Raw genomic sequence first — 19,998 nt, 5'->3', positions numbered from 1 at the left:
GTTCACTGCTCCTGTGCCGGAGGTGCGCACCCCAACCGTTTGGTTGCGGCCTGAACGAATCGTTCGAATACCTCGTCATCCGGCAGCAAGGTCTTTGCGGCCTGCTTGTAATTGTCTGGCCAATCGGGATCATCCGAGTATGTCAGCATGCGGAGCATCGTTTTGCTTCCACTGCATTCCTTCAGTGAAATATGGCCTGCGTCCGCCCTGGTGTTTTGCCCGTGCGGTGACGTGCCCGCAGGTTTGGCCACCGATTTCTGCTTCTCGTAATCACCGATCAGTTGAGGGTTGTTCGTGATGCTGAAAGCGATGAATGCATCCGAATGGTCGTTGTCAGGGCGCAGGGCGCAACTCCACATCCGGTAGTCGTGGCCCGATAGCACTTCTGGGAAGGTCGTGGTCGAGGACTCTTGCTGGAACGGTGAGAAGCCAGGGAGATCACAGGTGCTCCCGGGATGCGCCCTATTCTCCATGCGAGGCTCAGGGGAGGGTTTGAGTTTCGCGAAAGACTCGTCGAAGCAGCCCAGGTTCCTGGTCACGCCGATCGCGCCCTTCATGAGCACTTGGCTAACCCTTTTCCGTGTCTCTTCGACTCCCCACTTCTTCTTCTGGTCACCATCGAAGGTGGCGGTGATCTGGAGTGGCCCATTCTTGATTTTGGTTTTCGATGTGCAGGAATCAGGGAGCCAAACTGCTGCTGTGTCGTATCCCACCCACCCGTTGATGCCGCTCCCCATCGGCAATTGATACATGTACTGGAGGCGGTCGTAATAAGAGCGGCCCCCATAAGGCCACATTTGATCTGCGGCCCGGTACCTGAGTGAAAATGCGGGTGTCAAGGTGTTGCCGGCTGGTGTTGATATCTTGCAGAGCTGTTCCATGGTGTAGTCGTCGGGGGAAGAGGCTTCTGAGAGTGAGTAATCGGAGAGATCGATCCCCACCGATTTGACATCTTCCCGGGACAGTAGGTTTCCGCAGAAATTGCTCTGGCTGGTGGTCTGGCTCATGCGATTCCAGGTGAATATCGCAAGTCCGGCGCCGGCCAGGAGGGCCATTGCCGTGATGATGCCGATGAGCTTTGCCTGCGCCGAGAAGGCGCGCCTCGGATCTTTCCGGAACATCAACTCACCTCGCCGGTAGCTCGCCGAACGCGTCCAATGCCGTCCGCATAGCTGGAGTCCACTGCGGTCAGTAGATCTTGTCCACGCCCGCCTGTGGCCTTGAGGTCCGCGACTGAGACACGGAGGTCTTCGGCGCGCTTCGCGAGCATTTCCTCCAGCTCTTTTTGGCCACCGTCGTACAGCGTGATGAGCTCGTCCTTGCTCTTGGCTGTCGCTTCGTCGTTGAGGCGATTCGCGTACATGGACGTTCCGACATCCACGTATCTCTGCAGACTGTCGCCTACGTAAGGGATATCGGTGAAGGGAGCTCCAATTAGATGGTAGTTTATTTTGGCGTTCCAGTTGTTCTGGAATATTTGGCTGTCTCGGTGGGCTGCGATCACTTCGGCTCGCGTCCCATCCAATGCCCCGAAAACTCGCGCGTTTTCCTTTATGGACTCGAGCACCTTTCTGGAGTGATGGTTCGTGCTCTCGTCGAGGAAGTCGTCACGGCCCATACTGTTGACGGTTTGCGCTGCCTCGAGGCTCTGTGAGGAATGGATTGTGTGGAACGCCTTACCGTCCTCAGACGCTGCCCGGATGAATTGAGCCAGATTCTTGCGGTCTATGCTTGCGTCCTGTGGTCCGGTCGTCAAATTGCCACCCTTGCCCAAGATTTCGTGCACGTCCTTCGGGTAATCCGCAAGGGTGTTAGCCATGTTCTCCCGGATGTTTCCTGGCATGGCGTCCTGATTCACCTTGGTGTACTCGCCGTACTTTGATGCGATCTCACCGAAAACGCGCACTTGGGCATCGGAGTGCTGGGGGTGAATCCCTTCGGCTCTTTGGCCCGGAGCCCGACCGGTGGCGGCAGCCTGCAGGGCATTGCCGAAGCCTTTATGGCTGTCCTTGGCTTCTGCGTCCGGCCCCGGGTGCTCCCATTGGGTCTTGGTGTCCATGGTGTTCATCACGGCCCAATCCCGCTTCTCGCGCAGGTAGTCGAACCTGTCGTTCTTGCGGAAAGTTCCCTCTCCGCCGTTCGCATCCCGGTCAAATATCTGAGCCTTCGGGTCAAAATATGCGGTAGCCGCACCAGGGTTTTTGCTCATGATGCCCAAGGCCCGGTCGACCGGATCGTAGGCGAACCAGCTTGTGTCCTTCTTACTGAACGGCCCGTACAGATCCCAGACGTTCTTGTCCTTCTTCTCTACGGCGACCATGTCGTCGGACAAATCATGCAAGAACTGAGTCGAATAGTTCCCTCCCTTCTGCATCATGGTTACCAGGGACTGGTATCCGCGAACTCGCTGTGATCGCCCTTCGCCTATTCGCCCCTGATCGGTGAGGCCCTCTTGGCCGAACTGCTTGATGCCCGCGACCTTCAGGTCGTCCATCCAGTTCTTGTAGAACTTTCCATCGCTGCTGCCGAGCCACTTCTTGTATGCCGAGAAATACTCCGCGCTGCCCGGATCCAGCGGCTTCCCGCCGTCCTTGAACGTGGGTACATCCGTTGCCGTTGCCAGGCTTTGTGCCAGACCCTTGTCGAGGGTCAGGTAATCGCCCTTGCGCTTGTCGGAGCCGTGCCCGAGCTCATTCAGCTTGTTCGTGAACTTGAATGTGTTCTCTGCGCCGAGACCGGTTAGGAAGGTCTGGCTGAACTCCTTGTTGCCGGAGTTGTCGCGGAAGAGTCGCTCCATCTCCGCCAGTTGCTTCGCATCGAGATGACCCGTGGAGTTGAGCTTCATCGCGAGCTCTTGTGCCTCCTTGGCCTCGACCTTCTCGATGTCGCCTTCCGCCTTCGCGTTGAAGCCGTTCGCGAAGCCGTCGAACAGGTCCGTGCGCTGGACCGCTGCTTGGAGGGCCAGCTTCACACCTTGGTCTGCGTCGTCGACGGCCTGGACAACGCCGGCAATCCGGCTGCTGTAGCCGGCTTCTGTGGTGTGCAGGTCCGGGTCGTGCCGTGCCGCGTCTGCCAGAGCCTTGTCGGCTCTGGCGAAGTCGAAGGTCGCGACACCGTTCTCACTGACCTTCATCCCGGCCTTCTCGGCTTCTTTGACCTCGTCCTCGAGCTTCTTCCGCAACTCCATGAACTGCCCATGCGCATCCCGCAGCAGCGAAGCGATCGCCCGCGCCTCCGTCGACGCCGCCGTGTACTGGTTGTACGTCTGTGTTTTGGTCGTCTCCAGGAAATGGTCGGCGGCCACCCCCTTCCAGGACCCGTCGGCAGCCACGTTGCGCACCTGGCTGTCGTACGTCTTCTGGACGGTCTCGAAGTCCTTCGCCGCTGTCTCCCACTTCGCCGCCGCCGTGGTCAGCAGAGAGAGGTCCGTGGTCATGACCTGGTGGTACGTGAGCATGCTCGCTCAGCTTCCTCTCGGTGCGGTCCAGGGCCTAGTAATCGGATACCCGCGAGGGGAAAGGCGGCTTCCCGCCCTTGGCGTCCTTCGGGATGAGCAGCGGGAATTGATTGCCCGTGTGGATGTCCGTGCCGCGGTACAGCCGGTTCGCTCCGCTCAGCCCTGCCTTCTCGATGGCCAGTTGACCCTGGAGCGACTTCACCGACGCGCGCCACCCCTTCAGCGCCCCGTCGATACCGGCCCCCGTCGCCCACTCCTTGAAACCCTTGGCCGCGGCCTCCGTCGCTTCGTCCATGGCGCTGCCCGCCTTCTGCACGTCGGGCTGTATGTGCTGCTCCAGCGCGGCGATGGCGGCTGCTTTCTTCGCCGCGGAGGACTTGAGGTCCGCGTCGCTGCTTTCCGGGAGGCCGGGGAGCCCACCGCCTCCGGGAACCCCGTTGAGCCGCATCCGGGCCGCCGCATCCGTGCGCAGCCCGGCCCATTCATCGTCGAACGCCACAATCCCCCCCAACGCGCCCCGGCAACAGGGCATTTGTGCGTTCGAAACTAACAAGGGGGTGCGCCTCGGCGCACCCCCTTCCTTGATCCTTGGCGGACTCTTACTCCTCCGGCAGCCACCCCACCTGCACCAGCGGAGCCCCCCGCTTCCGGGAGACGAAGAAGCCGCGCCCCGGCGGCATCGGCCGCGGGCGTACGCCGCCGAGGAGGTCGCCCTCGCCGGGGTCGCCCGACAGGACGACGCCCTGTGCGCCGAGTTCCTTCACGCGCTGCATGAAGGACTCGAACATCGAGCGGGAGGCGCCGGCGGAGCTGCGGGCGATGATGAAGCGGATGCCGACGTCGCGGGCGAAGGGGAGGTTCTCCGTCAGGACGGAGAGGGGATTTCCGCTGCTGGTCGAGACGAGTTCGTAGTCGTCGACGATGACGAAGAACCGCGGGCCCGACCACCAGCTCCGGTCGCGCAATTGCTGGGGGGTGATGTCGGGCTTCGGGGCGCGCCGTTCCATGAGGCCGTTGAGGGCGTTGGCGTGCACCGAGAGAGCCGAGGCGAGCGGCGCGTACTCCAGCAGGTGGGATTCCGGGATGACGTCGAGGAGCGTACGGCGGAAGTCGCCGACGACGATCTTCGCCTCGTCCGGCCCGTAGCGCTCGGTGATCTGCTTGGCCAGGAGCCGGAGCAGTGCCGTCTTGCCGGATTCGCTCTCGCCGAAGACGAGGAAGAAGGGGTCGGTCTCGAAGTCGACGAAGACCGGCTCCAGATTGGTCTCGTCGATTCCGATGGCGACGCCCTGCTGCGGATTCTCGAAGCCCTTGGGGAGTTCGTCGGCGCGCAGCTTGCGGGGGAGGAGCCGTACGCCCGGGGCGTTGGGGCCCGTCCACGCCTCGTCGACGGCGCGGACGAGTTCGGCGGTCGCGTCCGTGAGGGTCTCGGGGTCGCTGTCGCCGTCGATGCGCGGCAGAGAGGCCATGAAATGGAGCTTCTCGGGGAGCTGGCCACGGCCGGGAACCCCGGCGGGGACGTTCGCGGCGACCTTGCGGTCGAATTCGGAGTCCATGGTGTCGCCGAGTCGCAGTTCCAGGCGGTTCAGGAGCTGGTCCTTGAGCGAGGCGCGGACCTCCATGTTGCGGGAGGCGGTCACGACGACATGGATTCCGTAACCCAGGCCCCGCCCCGCGATATCGGTGACGACGCCTTCCAGCATGTCGTATTCCTGCTTGAAATTGCCCCAGCCGTCGACGATGAGGAAGACATCGCCCCACGGCTGGTCGGCGAAGCCGCCCGCCGCCCGCTGCCGCCGGTACGTCGAGACCGAGTCGATGCCCTGGGCCCGGAAGTACTCCTCGCGCCGGGCCAGGATGCCCGCCACCTCGGCGACCGTACGGCGCACGCGCTCCGGGTCGAGGCGGGACGCGACCCCGCCCACATGCGGCAGGCCCGCGATGGCGCTCATGCCGCCACCGCCGAAGTCGAGGCCGTAGAACTGCACCTCCGCGGGCGTGTGGGTCAGCGCGAAGGAAGCAACCAGCGTCCGCATGAGGGTCGACTTGCCCGACTGGGGGCCGCCGACCACGAGCATGTTGCCGGCCGCGCCCGAGAAGTCGCGGTGCAGGACGTCGCGCCGCTGCTCGAAGGGCTTGTCGATGAGGCCGATGGGAACGACGAGACGGCCGAGACGACCGTGACCGGGGGCCGTCAGCCCGCGCCCCTCCACCGCGGACAGCGGCGGCAGCAACTCGTCCAGGGCCGCCGCCCGGTCCAGCGGCGGCAGCCACACCTGGTGGGCCGGCGGGCCCTGGCCCTCGACCCGCCGGACGACGACGTCCAGGACCGTCTCCGCCTGCGGATCCTCGCCCCTGGGGGCCGCGACCGCGGGCACGGGCGCGGTGTAGGTGACCGGCACGGGATCGGCGGTGAACAGCACCGGGCGGCGCTCGATCGGCAGGGCGCCCGCCCCGGCCCCCGCGGCCGGAGCCGTGCGGTACGGGCCGGAGACGTACGCCGCCTTGAAGCGCGTCATCTCGTCCGTGCCGAACTTCAGATAGCCCGAGCCCGGCACCGAGGGCAGGTGATAGGCGTCCGGCACGCCCAGCGCCGTACGCGACTCGGCGGCCGAGAACGTCCGCAGGCCGATGCGGTACGACAGATACGTCTCCAGACCGCGCAGCCGGCCCTCCTCCAGGCGCTGCGACGCCAGCAGCAGATGCACGCCCAGCGAGCGGCCGATCCGGCCGATCTGGATGAACATGTCGATGAAGTCCGGCTTGGCCGTCAACAGCTCGCTGAATTCGTCGATCACCAGGACGAGTGAAGGAAGCGGCTCCAGCGCCGCACCGGCCGCGCGCGCCTTCTCGTAGTCGTGCATGTTGGCGTAGTTGCCCGCCGAGCGCAGGAGTTCCTGCCGCCGCTGGAGCTCACCGGTGATCGAGTCGCGCATGCGGTCGACCAGGGTCAGGTCGTCCGCAAGGTTCGTGATCACGGCCGCCACGTGCGGCAGCGCCGACATGCCCGCGAAGGTCGCACCGCCCTTGAAGTCCGCGAGGACGAAGTTCAGCGTCTCGGAGGAGTGCGTCACCGCGAGCCCCAGCACCAGCGTGCGCAGCAGCTCGGACTTGCCGGAACCGGTCGCGCCGACGCACAGCCCGTGCGGGCCCATGCCGTCCTGCGCGGCCTCCTTCATGTCCAGCATCACCGGAGTGCCGTCCTCGCTGACACCGATCGGCACCCGCAGCCGCTCCGCCGACGACCGCGGCCGCCACGTCCGCGCCACGTCCACCGAACCCGCGTCACCCAGCCCCAGCAGATCCGTGAAGTCGAGGTTGGCCAGCAACGGCTCGTCGCCGTCACCGCCGCCCGTGCGCAGCGGCGCGAGCTGCCGCGCCAGCGCCTCCGCGGCCTCCATCGACAGCGTGTCCGGCACCCCGTCGTACACCGCGACCTGCGACAGCAGCCGCAGCTCGCCCGGCTCCACCACCACGGACAGCCCGCCCCGCGGCTCCCCGAGATCCCCCGGCACCACCTCGACGATGGTCACGCCCTGGAGCCCCTCGGGCGCCGCGAACACCGACTCCGCCGGCACCGTACCGCCGTCCAGGACGAGCACCACGTGCGGCTGGTCGAGCACCGGCTGCCCGTCCCGGCTGAAGCGCGTACGCCCCTCCAGCCGGGGCCGCAGCAGCTCCTCCAGCTCACCGAGCTCGTCACCGATCAGCCGCCGCGCGCCCGCCCCGTCGACCGCGCCCGGCACCTGCACATGCGGCAGCCACTTCGCCCACTCCCAATAGGACGCCGCCCCGCGCGCCGCGACCACCGCGACCACCAGGTCGTCCGGCGAGTGCAGCGTCACCAGCTGCGCGACCAGCGCGCGGGCCGTCCCGTGCACCGTCTCCGGGTCGCCCGACAGCGTCACGTGGTAGAAGGCGCGCAGCGACAGCGCCATCGGCATGCCGTCCAGCGAGCCGTGCGTGGCCAGGAACTGCTGCATCGCCCCCGTCGTCAACGGCTCCAGGTCGTCTATCGGAGCGGTCTCCGGAGCCACCAGCGGCGTCGCGAGCTGCTGGACCCCCAGCCCGATCCGGGCCTGCCCGAAGTCGTCGTCGCCCGCCCGCCGCTCCCACAGCCGGGTGCCCTCCGCGACGACCGACCACAGCTGGTCGGGGGAGGGGTGCAGATAGAACTGCGCGTCCCGCTGCGCCCGCGCCGTCCTGCGCACGGTCCGCCGCGTCTGCGCGAGGTACTTGAGGTAGTCGCGGCGCATGTCCGCGGTCTGCCCCTGGGAGCCCTGACGGTGCCTCATGACCATCGCGACGGTCATGCCCAGCGTCGAGCACATCATCATGACGCCCATGATCTTCATCATGGGAGCGGCGCCCGGCATGAAGAAATAGACCATCGACGAGGCCATGCCCAGCGTCGGCAACAGCTGCATCAGCACGCTGTCCTGACGGCCGCGCGGCAGCTCGGGAGGCGCCTCCAGCCGGATCTCCTCACCGGGCACGTCCGGCGGCAGACTCCGGGGCGGGCGATGGACGACGACCTGGCTCACCGGATGCCTCAACCCCTCCACGCGGTGAGGACCTTCCGCGCGGCACCCCTCCGGCGCCGGCCTCCCCTCCGCGGAACGGTGATCCTATCGACGTACCCCCGGCGCGCTCCCGATAGGGTGGCCGCCGCGCGTATGCATGAGCGAAAGCTCGGAGTGGAGCAGGGGGCCCCGACAGGTGAGTACGTCCACTGGGACCGGTTTCTGCCGGGTGACCGTCGTCGCCCCCGACAGCCGGATCGACGTCGCACTGCCGGACGACATCGCCGTCGCCGACGTCTACCCCGAGATCCTGCGCCTCACCGGCCAGACCCAGCCCGTCGGCGCCCCGACCGGCTACCACCTCGTACGCCGCGACGGCACCGTCCTCGACGGCGCCCGCTCGCTGGCCGCCCACCGCGTCCTCGACGGCGAACTGCTCTCGCTGCGCCCCTTCGCGGAGTCCCTGCCGCCCGCCGTGCACGACGACGTGACGGACGCCGTGGCCTCCGCGGTCACCCGTGACCGCACCCTGTGGAACGACCAACTTCTGCGCGCGGCCGGGCTGTTCGGCGGCGCGCTGCTGCTCGCCCTGATGGCCTTCGCCCTCTGGTTCGCCGACCCCGTCCGGCACGACATGCACGGCACCCCCGGCGCGGTCGCGGCCGCCGCCGGAATTCTGCTGGCCGCGCTCGCGGGCGTACGGGCACGGGTCTACGGTGACCGGACCTCCGCCGTCGCCCTCGGCCTCGCCGCCCTGCCGCACCTGATGATCGCGGGCTCCGGGATCCTCGCGCCCGACGCGGGCCAGGGCGCGGGCCGCCTGCAGTTCCTGCTCGGCTGCGCGTGCGTCCTCGTCGCCTCCGCGGCCCTGGTCGCCACCGTGCCCACCGGCGACGCGCCCTTCGTCGCCGCCGTCACCGCGGCGGTCACCGGCACCCTCGCCGCCTTCGGCGTGATCCTCAGTGGCGCGGGCCCCGCGGACGCGGCCGCCGTCTGCGCCGTCGTCGCGATCGGCGCCATCGCCTTCCTGCCGGGCCTCTCCGCCCGCGTCGCCCGGCTCCCCATCGGCTACGCCGCCCCCCATGCCGCGTCCGGAGCCGACCCCGACTCGCCCGCCCGCACCACCCCCGACCCCATAGACGCCGAGCGCGTCGCCGACCGCGTCCGCCGCGGCCACGAGCTGCTGCTCGGCCTCGTCGGCGGCTGCGCGGCCGTCGTCACCGTCTCCGCTGCCGTCCTCGCCTTCTCGGCCGACGGCGGCCCCTGGGCCCGCCTGCTCGCCCTGGCCGCCGGGCTCACGATGCTGCTGCGTGCCCGCCTCTTCCGCTACACCGCGCAGGTCACCACCGTCCTGGGCGCCGGGCTCGCCGCCCTGGCCCTGCTGGTACTCGGCCTGTCCCTGAACCCGCCCGCCGGCGGCTCCACCGACGTCCGTACGGTCTGGCTCGCCGCGGCGGTCACCCTCGGTGGCGGCCTGCTCACCGCCGTCGCCCTGATCGTCCCCCGCAAGGGCCTGTCACCCTTTTGGGGGCGCGTCTCGGATCTCTCCGAAAGCGCCCTCCTCCTCGCCCTCGTCCCGCTCGCCCTCGCGGTGCTCGGCATGTACGGGACGGCCCGCGGCCTGTCGGCGGGCTGACCGGCCCGGGAACGGGGCCGGAGCGGGGCCCGGGAGCCGGGCTGGTACTGTGTGCAGTGGCCGTTTGTGTACGCGCCTCCGGACCGCCCTGCAGGGCTTCTGGGGACAGCGCCCAGCGGACCCCGCCTCCCGAGTAACGGAAGCTCCCCTGAGACCTAGACCAGGGGCACTCGGTGGCTGAAACAGAGAATTCAAGGAGTACGCGTGTCGCTCGACGCCGCTACGAAGAAGCAGATCATGGCCGAGTTCGCCACCAAGGAGGGCGACACCGGCTCCCCCGAGGTCCAGGTTGCGATGCTCACCCGTCGCATCGCCGACCTGACGGAGCACCTGAAGCAGCACAAGCACGACCACCACTCGCGTCGTGGCCTGCTGCTGCTGGTCGGCCAGCGCCGCCGCCTGCTCCAGTACCTGGCCAAGAAGGACATCACGCGCTTCCGCGCCCTGGTCGAGCGCCTCGGCATCCGCCGCGGTGCCGCGGGCGCCAAGTAAGACGTCGTGAAGGGAGCGGTTCCCACCTCTGGGGGCCGCTCCCTTTGCGTATCTCGTGGGACGCCGAAGCTTTGTAGTCTGGTCCCACGACGCAAAACCGTATGAGGAGGAGCGCTCCGCTCGCCGCCGGTCCTCGGTAGTGGCCCCCGGATCAGGGAAATCCGGGTGCTTCGATCGAAGACCGGCCAGCCGACGCGCACCTCCACCAACGTCCCCGCCACACGGGCGAGGACGCAGACGAGGAGATATCCCTGGTGGAGAACGAGACCCACTACGCCGAAGCCGTGATCGACAACGGCACCTTCGGCACCCGCACCATCCGCTTCGAGACGGGCCGCCTGGCCAAGCAGGCCGCCGGCTCCGCCGTGGCGTACCTGGACGACGACACCATGGTGCTGTCGGCCACCACCGCTTCCAAGAAGCCCAAGGACCAGCTCGACTTCTTCCCCCTGACGGTGGACGTCGAGGAGCGGATGTATGCGGCCGGCAAGATCCCCGGCTCCTTCTTCCGCCGTGAGGGCCGGCCCTCCGAGGACGCGGTCCTCACCTGCCGCCTGATCGACCGGCCGCTGCGCCCCTCCTTCAAGAAGGGCCTGCGCAACGAGATCCAGATCGTCGAGACGGTCATGGCGCTCAACCCCGACCACCTCTACGACGTGGTCGCCATCAACGCTGCCTCCTGCTCCACGCAGCTCGCGGGCCTGCCCTTCTCCGGTCCGATCGGCGCCACCCGCGTCGCTCTGATCAAGGGCCAGTGGGTGGCGTTCCCGACCCACACCGAGCTCGAGGACGCCGTCTTCGACATGGTCGTGGCCGGTCGCGTCCTCGAGGACGGCGACGTCGCGATCATGATGGTCGAGGCCGAGGCCACCGAGAAGACCATCCAGCTGGTCAAGGACGGCGCCGACGCCCCCACCGAGGAGGTCGTCGCCGCCGGTCTCGAGGCCGCGAAGCCCTTCATCAAGGTGCTGTGCCGCGCCCAGTCCGAGCTCGCCGCCAAGGCCGCCAAGCCCGAGGGCGAGTTCCCGGTCTTCCTGGACTACCAGGACGACGTCCTGGCCGCCCTGACCAAGGCCGTCCGCGACGAGCTCGCCCAGGCGCTCACCATCGCCGGCAAGCAGGAGCGCGAGACCGAGATCGACCGGGTCAAGGAGCTCGCCGCGGCGAAGCTGCTGCCCGAGTTCGAGGGCCGCGAGAAGGAGATCTCCGCCGCGTACCGCTCGCTGACCAAGTCCCTGGTCCGTGAGCGCGTCATCAAGGAGAAGAAGCGCATCGACGGCCGTGGGGTGACGGACATCCGTACCCTCGCCGCCGAGGTCGAGGCCATCCCGCGCGTGCACGGCTCGGCGCTGTTCGAGCGCGGCGAGACCCAGATCCTGGGTGTCACCACGCTGAACATGCTCCGCATGGAGCAGCAGCTCGACACCCTCTCGCCGGTGACGCGCAAGCGCTACATGCACAACTACAACTTCCCGCCGTACTCCGTCGGCGAGACCGGCCGCGTCGGTTCGCCGAAGCGCCGCGAGATCGGCCACGGCGCGCTCGCCGAGCGCGCGATCGTGCCGGTCCTCCCGACGCGCGAGGAGTTCCCCTACGCGATCCGTCAGGTGTCCGAGGCCCTTGGCTCCAACGGTTCGACGTCCATGGGCTCGGTCTGCGCCTCCACCATGTCGCTGCTGAACGCCGGTGTGCCGCTGAAGGCCCCCGTCGCCGGTATCGCCATGGGTCTGATCTCCCAGGAGATCGACGGCAAGACGCACTACGTCGCCCTCACCGACATCCTCGGTGCGGAGGACGCGTTCGGCGACATGGACTTCAAGGTCGCCGGTACGAAGGAGTTCGTCACCGCGCTCCAGCTCGACACCAAGCTGGACGGCATCCCGGCCTCCGTGCTGGCCGCGGCCCTCAAGCAGGCCCGCGACGCCCGTCTGCACATCCTCGACGTGATGATGGAAGCCATCGACACGCCGGACGAGATGTCCCCGAACGCCCCGCGGATCATCACCGTCAAGATCCCCGTGGACAAGATCGGTGAGGTCATCGGCCCCAAGGGCAAGATGATCAACCAGATCCAGGAGGACACCGGCGCCGAGATCACGATCGAGGACGACGGCACCATCTACATCGGTGCCGCCGACGGCCCGGCCGCCGAGGCCGCCCGCGCCACGATCAACGGCATCGCCAACCCGACCATGCCGGAGGTCGGCGAGCGCTACCTGGGTACGGTCGTCAAGACCACCACCTTCGGTGCCTTCGTCTCCCTCATGCCGGGCAAGGACGGCCTGCTGCACATCTCGCAGATCCGCAAGCTCGCCGGTGGCAAGCGCGTGGAGAACGTCGAGGACGTGCTCGGCGTCGGTGCCAAGGTCCAGGTCGAGATCGCCGAGATCGACCAGCGCGGCAAGCTCTCGCTGATCCCGGTCATCGAGGGCGAGGACGGCGACGACGCTAAGGACGAGTCCGCGAAGTGACGTCCCGTAGTACACGGAAGACGGCCCGCACCTCTTCGGAGGGGCGGGCCGTCGCCCGTACCCAAACGCTTCTCAAGGGCGAGCACGGCATCGGCACGGTCCGCCGCACCACCCTCCCCGGTGGGCTGCGCATCGTCACCGAGACCCTGCCGTCCGTCCGTTCCGCGACCTTCGGCATCTGGGCCAACGTCGGTTCCCGCGACGAGACCCCGACGCTGAACGGCGCCACGCACTATCTGGAGCACCTGCTCTTCAAGGGCACCTCCAAGCGCAGCGCCCTGGACATCTCCTCCGCCATCGACGCGGTCGGCGGTGAGATGAACGCGTTCACGGCGAAGGAGTACACCTGCTACTACGCCCGTGTCCTCGACACCGACCTGCCGCTCGCCATCGACGTCGTCTGTGACATGCTCACGGGCTCGCTCATCGACGCCGCCGACGTCGACGCCGAGCGTGGCGTGATCCTCGAAGAGATCGCCATGACCGAGGACGACCCCGGCGACTGTGTGCACGACCTGTTCGCGCACACCATGCTGGGCGACACCCCCCTCGGCCGCCCGGTCCTCGGCACCGTCGACACCATCAACGCCCTCAGCCGCGACCAGATCGCGCGCTTCTACAAGAAGCACTACGACCCGACCCACCTGGTCGTGGCCGCCGCGGGCAACGTCGACCACGCCAAGGTCGTCCGCCAGGTGCGGGCCGCCTTCGAGAAGGCCGGCGCGCTCGGCCGCGCGGACGCGGCCCCGGTCGCCCCGCGTGCGGGCGCCCGCACGATCCGCACGGCCGGCCGCGTCGAGCTGCTGGGCCGCAAGACCGAGCAGGCGCACGTTGTCCTCGGCATGCCCGCCCTGGCCCGCACCGACGAGCGCCGCTGGGCGCTCGGCGTGCTCAACACCGCCCTCGGCGGCGGCATGAGCTCGCGGCTCTTCCAGGAGGTCCGGGAGAAGCGCGGACTCGCCTACTCCGTCTACTCCTACACCTCGGGCTACGCCGACTGCGGCCTCTTCGGCGTCTACGCCGGCTGCCGCCCGAGCCAGGTCCAGGACGTCCTCAAGATCTGCCGCGACGAGCTCGACAAGGTCGCGTCGGACGGGCTGACGGACGAGGAGATCACCCGCGCCGTCGGGCAGCTCTCCGGCTCCACGGTCCTGGGCCTGGAGGACACCGGCGCGCTGATGAACCGCATCGGCAAGAGCGAGCTGTGCTGGGGCGACCAGATGTCGGTCGACGACATGCTGACCCGCATCTCGGCCGTCACCCCGGACGAGGTCCGCTCGGTGGCCCGCGATGTACTGGGACAGCGTCCTTCGCTGTCCGTCATCGGCCCGCTGAAGGACAAGCAGGCGGCCAAGCTCGACGGAGTCGTGGCCTAAAGCAGTCTCCCAGCCCGAGAGAAGGAAGCACCAAGGATGAGCAAGCTGCGCGTGGCGGTCATCGGCGCCCACGGCCGTATCGGCTCCGAGGCCGTACGGGCCGTCGAGGCCGCCGAGGACATGGAACTGGTGGCCGCGCTGGGCCGGGGCGACAAGCTGGAAACCCTGACCGAGGCGGGAGCCCAGGTCGCGGTCGAGCTGACGCACCCCGACTCGGTGATGGACAACCTCGAGTTCTGCGTCGCCAACGGCATCCACGGCGTCGTCGGCACGACCGGCTGGACCGAGGACCGCCTCGCGCGGCTGACCGGCTGGCTCGACGCCAAGCCGGGCACCGGAGTGCTCATCGCGCCCAACTTCTCCATCGGCGCCGTGCTCACCATGACCTTCGCCCGGCAGGCGGCCCGCTTCTTCGAGTCCGTCGAGGTCGTCGAGCTGCACCACCCGGGCAAGGCGGACGCCCCGTCCGGCACCGCCACCCGCACCGCCCAGCTGATCGCCGAGGCCCGCCGGGAAGCGGGCTGCGCCCCGCAGCCCGACGCCACGACGACGGCCCTGGAGGGCGCGCGCGGCGCGGACGTCGACGGGGTGCCGGTGCACGCCGTACGGCTGCGCGGCCTGCTGGCCCACCAGGAGGTGCTGTTCGGCGACACCGGCGAGACGCTGACCATCCGGCACGACTCGCTGCACCACAGCTGCTTCATGCCGGGCATCCTGCTGGGCGCGCGGCGCGTGGTGAGCACTCCGGGGCTGACGTTCGGCCTGGAACACTTCCTGGACCTGGGCTGAGCACCGTGCGCGCGAAGATCGTCTATTTCGCCCTGGCCGCCGTCCTGGTCGTCTACTTCGTCCTGGTCGGCAGCCGCGGCGTCATGCTCATCCAGCAGGGCACTGCCATCACGGTCACCTTCGGTGCCGCGGTGCTGGTGCTGCCGTTCATCGGTGCCTGGTTCCTCTACCAGACCACCAAGTTCGCGCGGGACGCCAACCGGCTGGCGCGGGAACTGGAGGCCGAGGGCGGCCTCCCCGTCGACGAGCTCGTCCGCACGCCGAGCGGCCGTATCGACCGCGACTCGGCGGACGAGGTCTTCGCCCGCCGCCAGGCGGAGACGGAGGACGCCCCCGGCGACTGGCGCACGTGGTTCCGCCTCGCGGTGGCCTACCACGACGCCCGCGACACCCCACGCGCCCGCAAGGCCATGCAGCGGGCGATCGCCCTGCACGACGGCAGACCGGTGCGCACGGACGCGTGAGGCGGGTGCTCAGGCGGGGAGGTCCGCCTCCTGCTCCAGCGGACTGAGCCGGATCCCCGCCCGCACCAGCCGCACCGCCACCGTGATCACCACAGCGGCGACCGCCACGCAGACCCCGGCGATCACCAGGGAGCCGGCCAGCACGACGATCAGTGCGGAGAAGAGCAGGTAGGCAGCGAGGAGCAGCAGCAGCGCAGCTCCGCCGACCCGCCGGGGCCCGGGCCGGTACGACGGCACCCGGTGCTCGTCCTCGTGGGGCCGGGGCTCTGCGGCGGTCGCGGCGGCGGCACGGCCACGGTCGACTGTCAAAAAGGGCAGGGGCATTGGGCGAGATTACCGATGCACAAGAGGTCCGGCCACGTCAGGGTGGCCGGACCTCGGTCGTGTCGCTGATCGGCGCTCCGTCAGCGGCTGTCCTTCGCTTCGGACTGCTGCGTGTGGTGCGTGCTCTGCGCGCCGGTCTGGAGCGAGGGCATTCCGAACAACAGCGCTCCCACAAGCCCCGCCGTGACCGTCAGCCCCACGAGTACACGGCCGGCTATCTGCGAGCGGCTCGCGCGATCTCGGGGCGGCGGCGTGACGTTGCTGCGGTAACGCTCTGCCTCGGCGACAAAGGCGAACGGCACGGGCTCTCGCCGGCGGAACATGAAGCGCTCTCCTAGGAACCTCGAGGTGTGCTGTCACACATAAGGACGTTCGAATCACGCCGATGGTGCCCGTTTTCTGTGACTTCTGTGAAAAATCTCAACCGGGGCCACGGCATTCACGGTGGCCCCGCTCTGTCGGAGGCCGAGTGTCAGTGGTGGCCCGTAGGCTGGGCGCCGCCCCAGCAATGCGATTGGAAGGACCCCGCCGGTGACCGACAGCCCCACCGAGAACGCCAAGCCCACATTCCGTGGCGATGTGACCGTCGAGCTGGTCAAGCACAGCGCTGCCGACTCCGACGTCCTGTGGGCGGCCCGTGTCTCCACCGCCGGTGAGCAGTCCCTGGAAGAGATCACCAAGGACCCCGAGCGGTCCAAGGGGCTCATCAATTACCTGATGCGCGACCGCCACGGCAGCCCCTTCGAGCACAACTCGATGACCTTCTTCATCAGCGCCCCGATCCTCGTCTTCCGCGAGTTCATGCGCCACCGCGTCGGCTGGTCGTACAACGAGGAGTCCGGCCGCTACCGCGAGCTCCAGCCCGTCTTCTACGTCCCGGGCGAGGACCGCAAGCTGGTCCAGGAAGGCCGCCCCGGCAAGTACGTCTTCGTCGAGGGCACCCAGGCGCAGCACGACCTGACCACCCGCGTCATGGAGGACTCCTACAGCCAGGCGTACGAGGCGTACCAGGAGATGCTCGCCGCGGGCGTCGCCCGCGAGGTCGCCCGCTCGGTCCTGCCGGTCGGTCTCTTCTCCTCCATGTACGCCACGTGCAACGCCCGCTCGTTGATGCACTTCCTCGGCCTGCGCACGCAGCACGAGCAGGCGGCTGTCCCCTCCTTCCCGCAGCGGGAGATCGAGATGGTCGGCGAGAAGATGGAGGCGGAGTGGGCCAAGCTCATGCCGCTCACCTACGCGGCGTTCAACAAGAACGGCCGCGTCGCCCCGTAGCGCCGGTACGCGTGGCCGCGGGGGCACCGGATGGGCTGACGACGGAGCGGCGTACGCACCGGTAGCAAAGGTGTCCGTATTGCGGCTTTTCGTTACCTTCATCTAGGCTGAACAAACGGACCCGGCACTGCTTGAACCCCCGAGCAGGCAGTGCCGGGATCCCTTTCGCACTCCCCGAGGGAGCACCTCACGGTGAGCAACGAGTAGCGTGGCCCCCATGGCTCCGACCTCCACACCGCAGACGCCCTTCGGGCGGGTCCTGACCGCCATGGTCACGCCCTTCACCGCAGACGGCGCCCTTGACCTCGAAGGTGCCCAGCGACTCGCCGCGCACCTGGTGGACGCCGGCAATGACGGCCTTGTCGTCAACGGCACCACCGGCGAGTCCCCGACCACCAGCGATGCGGAGAAAGCGCAGCTCGTACGCGCCGTGGTCGAAGCGGTCGGCGACCGCGCCCATGTCGTCGCCGGAGCCGGCACCAACGACACCCAGCACAGCGTCGAGCTCGCCCGCGCCGCCGAGAAGGCGGGCGCCCACGGCCTGCTCACCGTCACCCCGTACTACAACAAGCCCCCGCAAGAGGGCATCTTCCGGCACTTCACCGCGATCGCCGACGCCACCGAGCTCCCGGTGATGCTTTACGACATCCCCGGTCGCAGCGGCGTCCCGATCAACACCGAGACCATCGTCCGGCTGGCCGAGCACCCCCGGATCGTCGCCAACAAGGACGCCAAGGGCGACCTGGGCCGCGCCAGCTGGGCCATCGCCCGGTCGCGCCTCGCCTGGTACTCCGGCGACGACATGCTCAACCTGCCGCTGCTGTCCGTGGGCGCCGTCGGCTTCGTCTCCGTCGTCGGCCACCTCGTGGCCCCCGAGCTGCGCGCCCTGCTGAGCGCGTACCTCGACGGCGACGTCGCCAAGGCGACCGCGATCCACCAGCAGCTGCTCCCGGTCTTCACCGGCATGTTCCGCACCCAGGGCGTCATCACCACCAAGGCCGCCCTCGCGCTGAAGGGCCTGCCCGCGGGCCCGCTGCGGCTGCCGCTGGTGGAGCTCTCCCCGGAGGAGACGGAACAGCTCAAGCGCGACCTCTCCGTCGGAGGCGTCGAGCTCTAGCGGCCGAGGCGCCCCGGCGCCCGCCATCGGACTTCACAACTGAACATCGAAAACAATTGCAAGTGCACGAATGTCACGCGCGCCATGTGTCCCACGAGGGCATGTGGCGTGCGTGGTGAGGAGAGTCTTTTGAGTCACCCGCATCCTGAACTCGGTCCCCCGCCGAAGCTCCCCGAGGGCGGCCTGCGCGTCACGCCCCTCGGCGGTCTCGGCGAGATCGGCCGCAACATGACCGTCTTCGAGTACGACGGCCGCCTGCTGATCGTCGACTGCGGCGTGCTCTTCCCCGAGGAGGAGCAGCCCGGTGTCGACCTGATCCTGCCGGACTTCAGCTCGATCCGTGACCGTCTCGACGACATCGACGGCATCGTGCTCACGCACGGCCACGAGGACCACATCGGCGGTGTCCCGTACCTGCTTCGCGAGAAGCCGGACATCCCGCTGATCGGCTCCAAGCTGACCCTCGCCCTGATCGAGGCGAAGCTCCAGGAGCACCGCATCCGCCCGTACACCCTGGAGGTCCAGGAGGGTCACCGGGAGGCCATCGGCCCGTTCGACTGCGAGTTCATCGCGGTCAACCACTCCATCCCGGACGCCCTCGCGGTCGCCATCCGCACCCCCGCCGGCATGGCCGTGCACACCGGCGACTTCAAGATGGACCAGCTCCCGCTGGACCGCCGCCTCACCGACCTGCCCGCCTTCGCGCGGCTGGGCGAGGAGGGCATCGACCTGCTGCTCGTGGATTCCACGAACGCAGAGGTCCCCGGCTTCGTCCCGCCCGAGCGCGACATCTCGAACGTGCTGCGCACGGTCTTCGCGGGCGCCCAGAAGCGCATCATCGTGGCCAGCTTCGCCAGCCACGTGCACCGCATCCAGCAGATCCTGGACGCCGCGCACGAGTACGGGCGCCGGGTCGCCTTCGTGGGCCGCTCGATGGTCCGCAACATGGGCATCGCCCGTGACCTGGGCTATCTGCGGGTCCCCGCCGGTCTGGTCGTGGACGTCAAGACGCTGGACGACCTGCCGGACGACGAGGTCGTGCTGGTCTGCACGGGTTCCCAGGGCGAGCCGATGGCCGCGCTGTCCCGGATGGCCAACCGCGACCACCAGATCCGGATCGTCCAGGGCGACACGGTCATCCTGGCGTCGTCCCTCATCCCGGGCAACGAGAACGCGGTCTACCGCGTGATCAACGGCCTGACCCGGTGGGGCGCGAACGTCGTCCACAAGGGCAACGCCAAGGTCCACGTCTCGGGCCATGCCTCCGCGGGCGAGCTGCTGTACTTCTACAACATCTGCAAGCCCCGCAACCTCATGCCGGTCCACGGCGAGTGGCGCCACCTGAGGGCGAACGCGGAGCTCGGCGCCCTGACGGGCGTGCCCAAGAACCACATCGTGATCGCCGAGGACGGCGTCGTGGTGGACCTGGTGAACGGCTCGGCGAAGATCGTCGGCAAGGTCCAGGCCGGGTATGTGTACGTCGACGGCCTGTCGGTCGGCGATGTCACGGAGTCCTCGCTCAAGGACCGCCGCATCCTCGGCGACGAGGGCATCATCTCCGTCTTCCTCGTTGTCGACAGCGCGACGGGCAAGCTCGTGGGAGGTCCGCAGATCCACGCGCGGGGCTCGGGCATCGAGGACTCCACGTTCTCCGCGGTGGTCCCGAAGGTCGAGGAGGCTCTCGCCAAGTCCGCCTCCAACGGCGTCCTGGAGCCTCACCAGATCCAGCAGCTCGTCCGCAGGACCATGGGCAAGTGGGTGTCCGACACCTACCGCCGGCGCCCGATGATCCTCCCCGTGGTCGTCGAGGTCTGACGCAGGATCAGCCGTATGGACGGCCGCCCCGGTGCCGATTTGCATCCGGGCGCGGCCGTCCAGTACGTTTACGGCTCCACCGCAGCGGGAACCCCCGAACGCCTTGTGCGTGAAGGATCGTTCCGCGGCGGAGGGAAAACCGACCCGGAGCGATCTGATAAAGTCGGTGAAGCCGGAAAGCGAATAGCTGGAAGGCAAACCCCGCTCCAACAGGGGGCCGGAAACGGAATTCGGACCGACTGCTTCTTTTAGAAGCGGGGGG

The 19,998-nt window shown here is 68.3% G+C and carries 15 protein-coding genes; 9 read left to right on the top strand and 6 right to left on the bottom strand.

What is annotated here, in order from left to right:
- Positions 1–2: 2 nt before the first annotated feature.
- The 4 genes from ABD269_RS29265 to eccCa form a co-directional block, all read right to left on the bottom strand.
- On the bottom strand, positions 3–1,121 hold the full coding sequence (locus tag ABD269_RS29265) for a hypothetical protein (RefSeq protein WP_344122745.1): 1,119 nt from the start codon (positions 1,119–1,121) through the stop codon (positions 3–5).
- On the bottom strand, positions 1,121–3,436 hold the full coding sequence (locus ABD269_RS29260) for a hypothetical protein (RefSeq protein ID WP_344122743.1): 2,316 nt from the start codon (positions 3,434–3,436) through the stop codon (positions 1,121–1,123). The genes ABD269_RS29265 and ABD269_RS29260 overlap by 1 nt, the downstream gene beginning before the upstream one ends.
- 55 nt (positions 3,437–3,491) lie before the next feature.
- Complete coding sequence (locus ABD269_RS29255; RefSeq protein ID WP_344122741.1) at positions 3,492–3,956, bottom strand: hypothetical protein; 465 nt, start codon at positions 3,954–3,956, stop codon at positions 3,492–3,494.
- 100 nt (positions 3,957–4,056) lie between these two features.
- Entirely contained in the window at positions 4,057–8,001 is a 3,945-nt protein-coding gene (gene eccCa, locus ABD269_RS29250) for a type VII secretion protein EccCa (RefSeq protein ID WP_344122739.1), read from the bottom strand.
- A gap of 175 nt (positions 8,002–8,176) precedes the next feature.
- Between eccCa and eccD the strand changes: the two genes are divergently transcribed.
- The 6 genes from eccD (at position 8,177) to ABD269_RS29220 (ending at position 15,208) form a co-directional block, all read left to right on the top strand.
- Positions 8,177–9,616, top strand: a complete 1,440-nt coding sequence (gene eccD / locus ABD269_RS29245; protein WP_344122737.1) for a type VII secretion integral membrane protein EccD — start codon at positions 8,177–8,179, stop codon at positions 9,614–9,616.
- A 204-nt stretch (positions 9,617–9,820) separates the two neighbouring features.
- Positions 9,821–10,108 carry a 30S ribosomal protein S15 gene (rpsO, locus tag ABD269_RS29240; protein ID WP_121799820.1) on the top strand — a complete coding sequence of 96 codons (288 nt, stop codon included), beginning with the start codon at positions 9,821–9,823 and terminating at the stop codon, positions 10,106–10,108.
- A gap of 254 nt (positions 10,109–10,362) precedes the next feature.
- Complete coding sequence (locus tag ABD269_RS29235; protein WP_301891930.1) at positions 10,363–12,579, top strand: polyribonucleotide nucleotidyltransferase; 2,217 nt, start codon at positions 10,363–10,365, stop codon at positions 12,577–12,579.
- Entirely contained in the window at positions 12,576–13,955 is a 1,380-nt protein-coding gene (locus ABD269_RS29230; RefSeq protein ID WP_344122732.1) for a M16 family metallopeptidase, read from the top strand. The genes ABD269_RS29235 and ABD269_RS29230 overlap by 4 nt, the downstream gene beginning before the upstream one ends.
- 36 nt (positions 13,956–13,991) lie before the next feature.
- Positions 13,992–14,744: a 4-hydroxy-tetrahydrodipicolinate reductase gene (gene dapB / locus ABD269_RS29225; protein ID WP_301891928.1), complete on the top strand. Its 753-nt coding sequence runs from the start codon at positions 13,992–13,994 to the stop codon at positions 14,742–14,744.
- Positions 14,745–14,749: 5 nt separating this feature from the next.
- Positions 14,750–15,208 (top strand): tetratricopeptide repeat protein, encoded by a 459-nt coding sequence (locus tag ABD269_RS29220; RefSeq protein WP_116214199.1) that lies wholly within the window; start codon positions 14,750–14,752, stop codon positions 15,206–15,208.
- Between the two features lie 9 nt (positions 15,209–15,217).
- Here ABD269_RS29220 and ABD269_RS29215 read toward each other — a convergent pair whose 3' ends face one another.
- Positions 15,218–15,532 (bottom strand): hypothetical protein, encoded by a 315-nt coding sequence (locus ABD269_RS29215; RefSeq protein ID WP_344122730.1) that lies wholly within the window; start codon positions 15,530–15,532, stop codon positions 15,218–15,220.
- 80 nt (positions 15,533–15,612) lie between these two features.
- Positions 15,613–15,855 (bottom strand): hypothetical protein, encoded by a 243-nt coding sequence (locus ABD269_RS29210; protein WP_116214200.1) that lies wholly within the window; start codon positions 15,853–15,855, stop codon positions 15,613–15,615.
- A 208-nt stretch (positions 15,856–16,063) separates the two neighbouring features.
- Between ABD269_RS29210 and thyX the strand changes: the two genes are divergently transcribed.
- The 3 genes from thyX to ABD269_RS29195 all read left to right on the top strand — a co-directional run bounded on the left by thyX (position 16,064) and on the right by ABD269_RS29195 (position 19,736).
- Positions 16,064–16,804: an FAD-dependent thymidylate synthase gene (gene thyX / locus ABD269_RS29205; protein ID WP_301891925.1), complete on the top strand. Its 741-nt coding sequence runs from the start codon at positions 16,064–16,066 to the stop codon at positions 16,802–16,804.
- A 217-nt stretch (positions 16,805–17,021) separates the two neighbouring features.
- Positions 17,022–17,921 (top strand): 4-hydroxy-tetrahydrodipicolinate synthase, encoded by a 900-nt coding sequence (gene dapA, locus ABD269_RS29200; RefSeq protein WP_344122727.1) that lies wholly within the window; start codon positions 17,022–17,024, stop codon positions 17,919–17,921.
- Between the two features lie 129 nt (positions 17,922–18,050).
- Positions 18,051–19,736, top strand: coding sequence for a ribonuclease J (locus ABD269_RS29195; RefSeq protein WP_301891923.1), 1,686 nt, complete (start codon positions 18,051–18,053; stop codon positions 19,734–19,736).
- Positions 19,737–19,998: the final 262 nt, after the last annotated feature.

Source organism: Streptomyces blastmyceticus (genome assembly GCF_039521185.1).
Classification (GTDB): domain Bacteria; phylum Actinomycetota; class Actinomycetes; order Streptomycetales; family Streptomycetaceae; genus Streptomyces; species Streptomyces blastmyceticus.
The sequence above is the reverse complement of the archived record's forward strand: the minus strand, read 5'-3'. Positions and strand labels throughout refer to the sequence as shown.

Coding starts and splice junctions, on each gene's coding strand:
- ABD269_RS29265 (WP_344122745.1), bottom strand. CDS start 1,121: ATGTTCCGGAAAGATCCGAGGCGCGCCTTCTCGGCGCAGGCAAAGCTC.
- dapB (WP_301891928.1), top strand. CDS start 13,992: ATGAGCAAGCTGCGCGTGGCGGTCATCGGCGCCCACGGCCGTATCGGC.
- ABD269_RS29215 (WP_344122730.1), bottom strand. CDS start 15,532: ATGCCCCTGCCCTTTTTGACAGTCGACCGTGGCCGTGCCGCCGCCGCG.
- ABD269_RS29260 (WP_344122743.1), bottom strand. CDS start 3,436: ATGACCACGGACCTCTCTCTGCTGACCACGGCGGCGGCGAAGTGGGAG.
- dapA (WP_344122727.1), top strand. CDS start 17,022: ATGGCTCCGACCTCCACACCGCAGACGCCCTTCGGGCGGGTCCTGACC.
- ABD269_RS29210 (WP_116214200.1), bottom strand. CDS start 15,855: ATGTTCCGCCGGCGAGAGCCCGTGCCGTTCGCCTTTGTCGCCGAGGCA.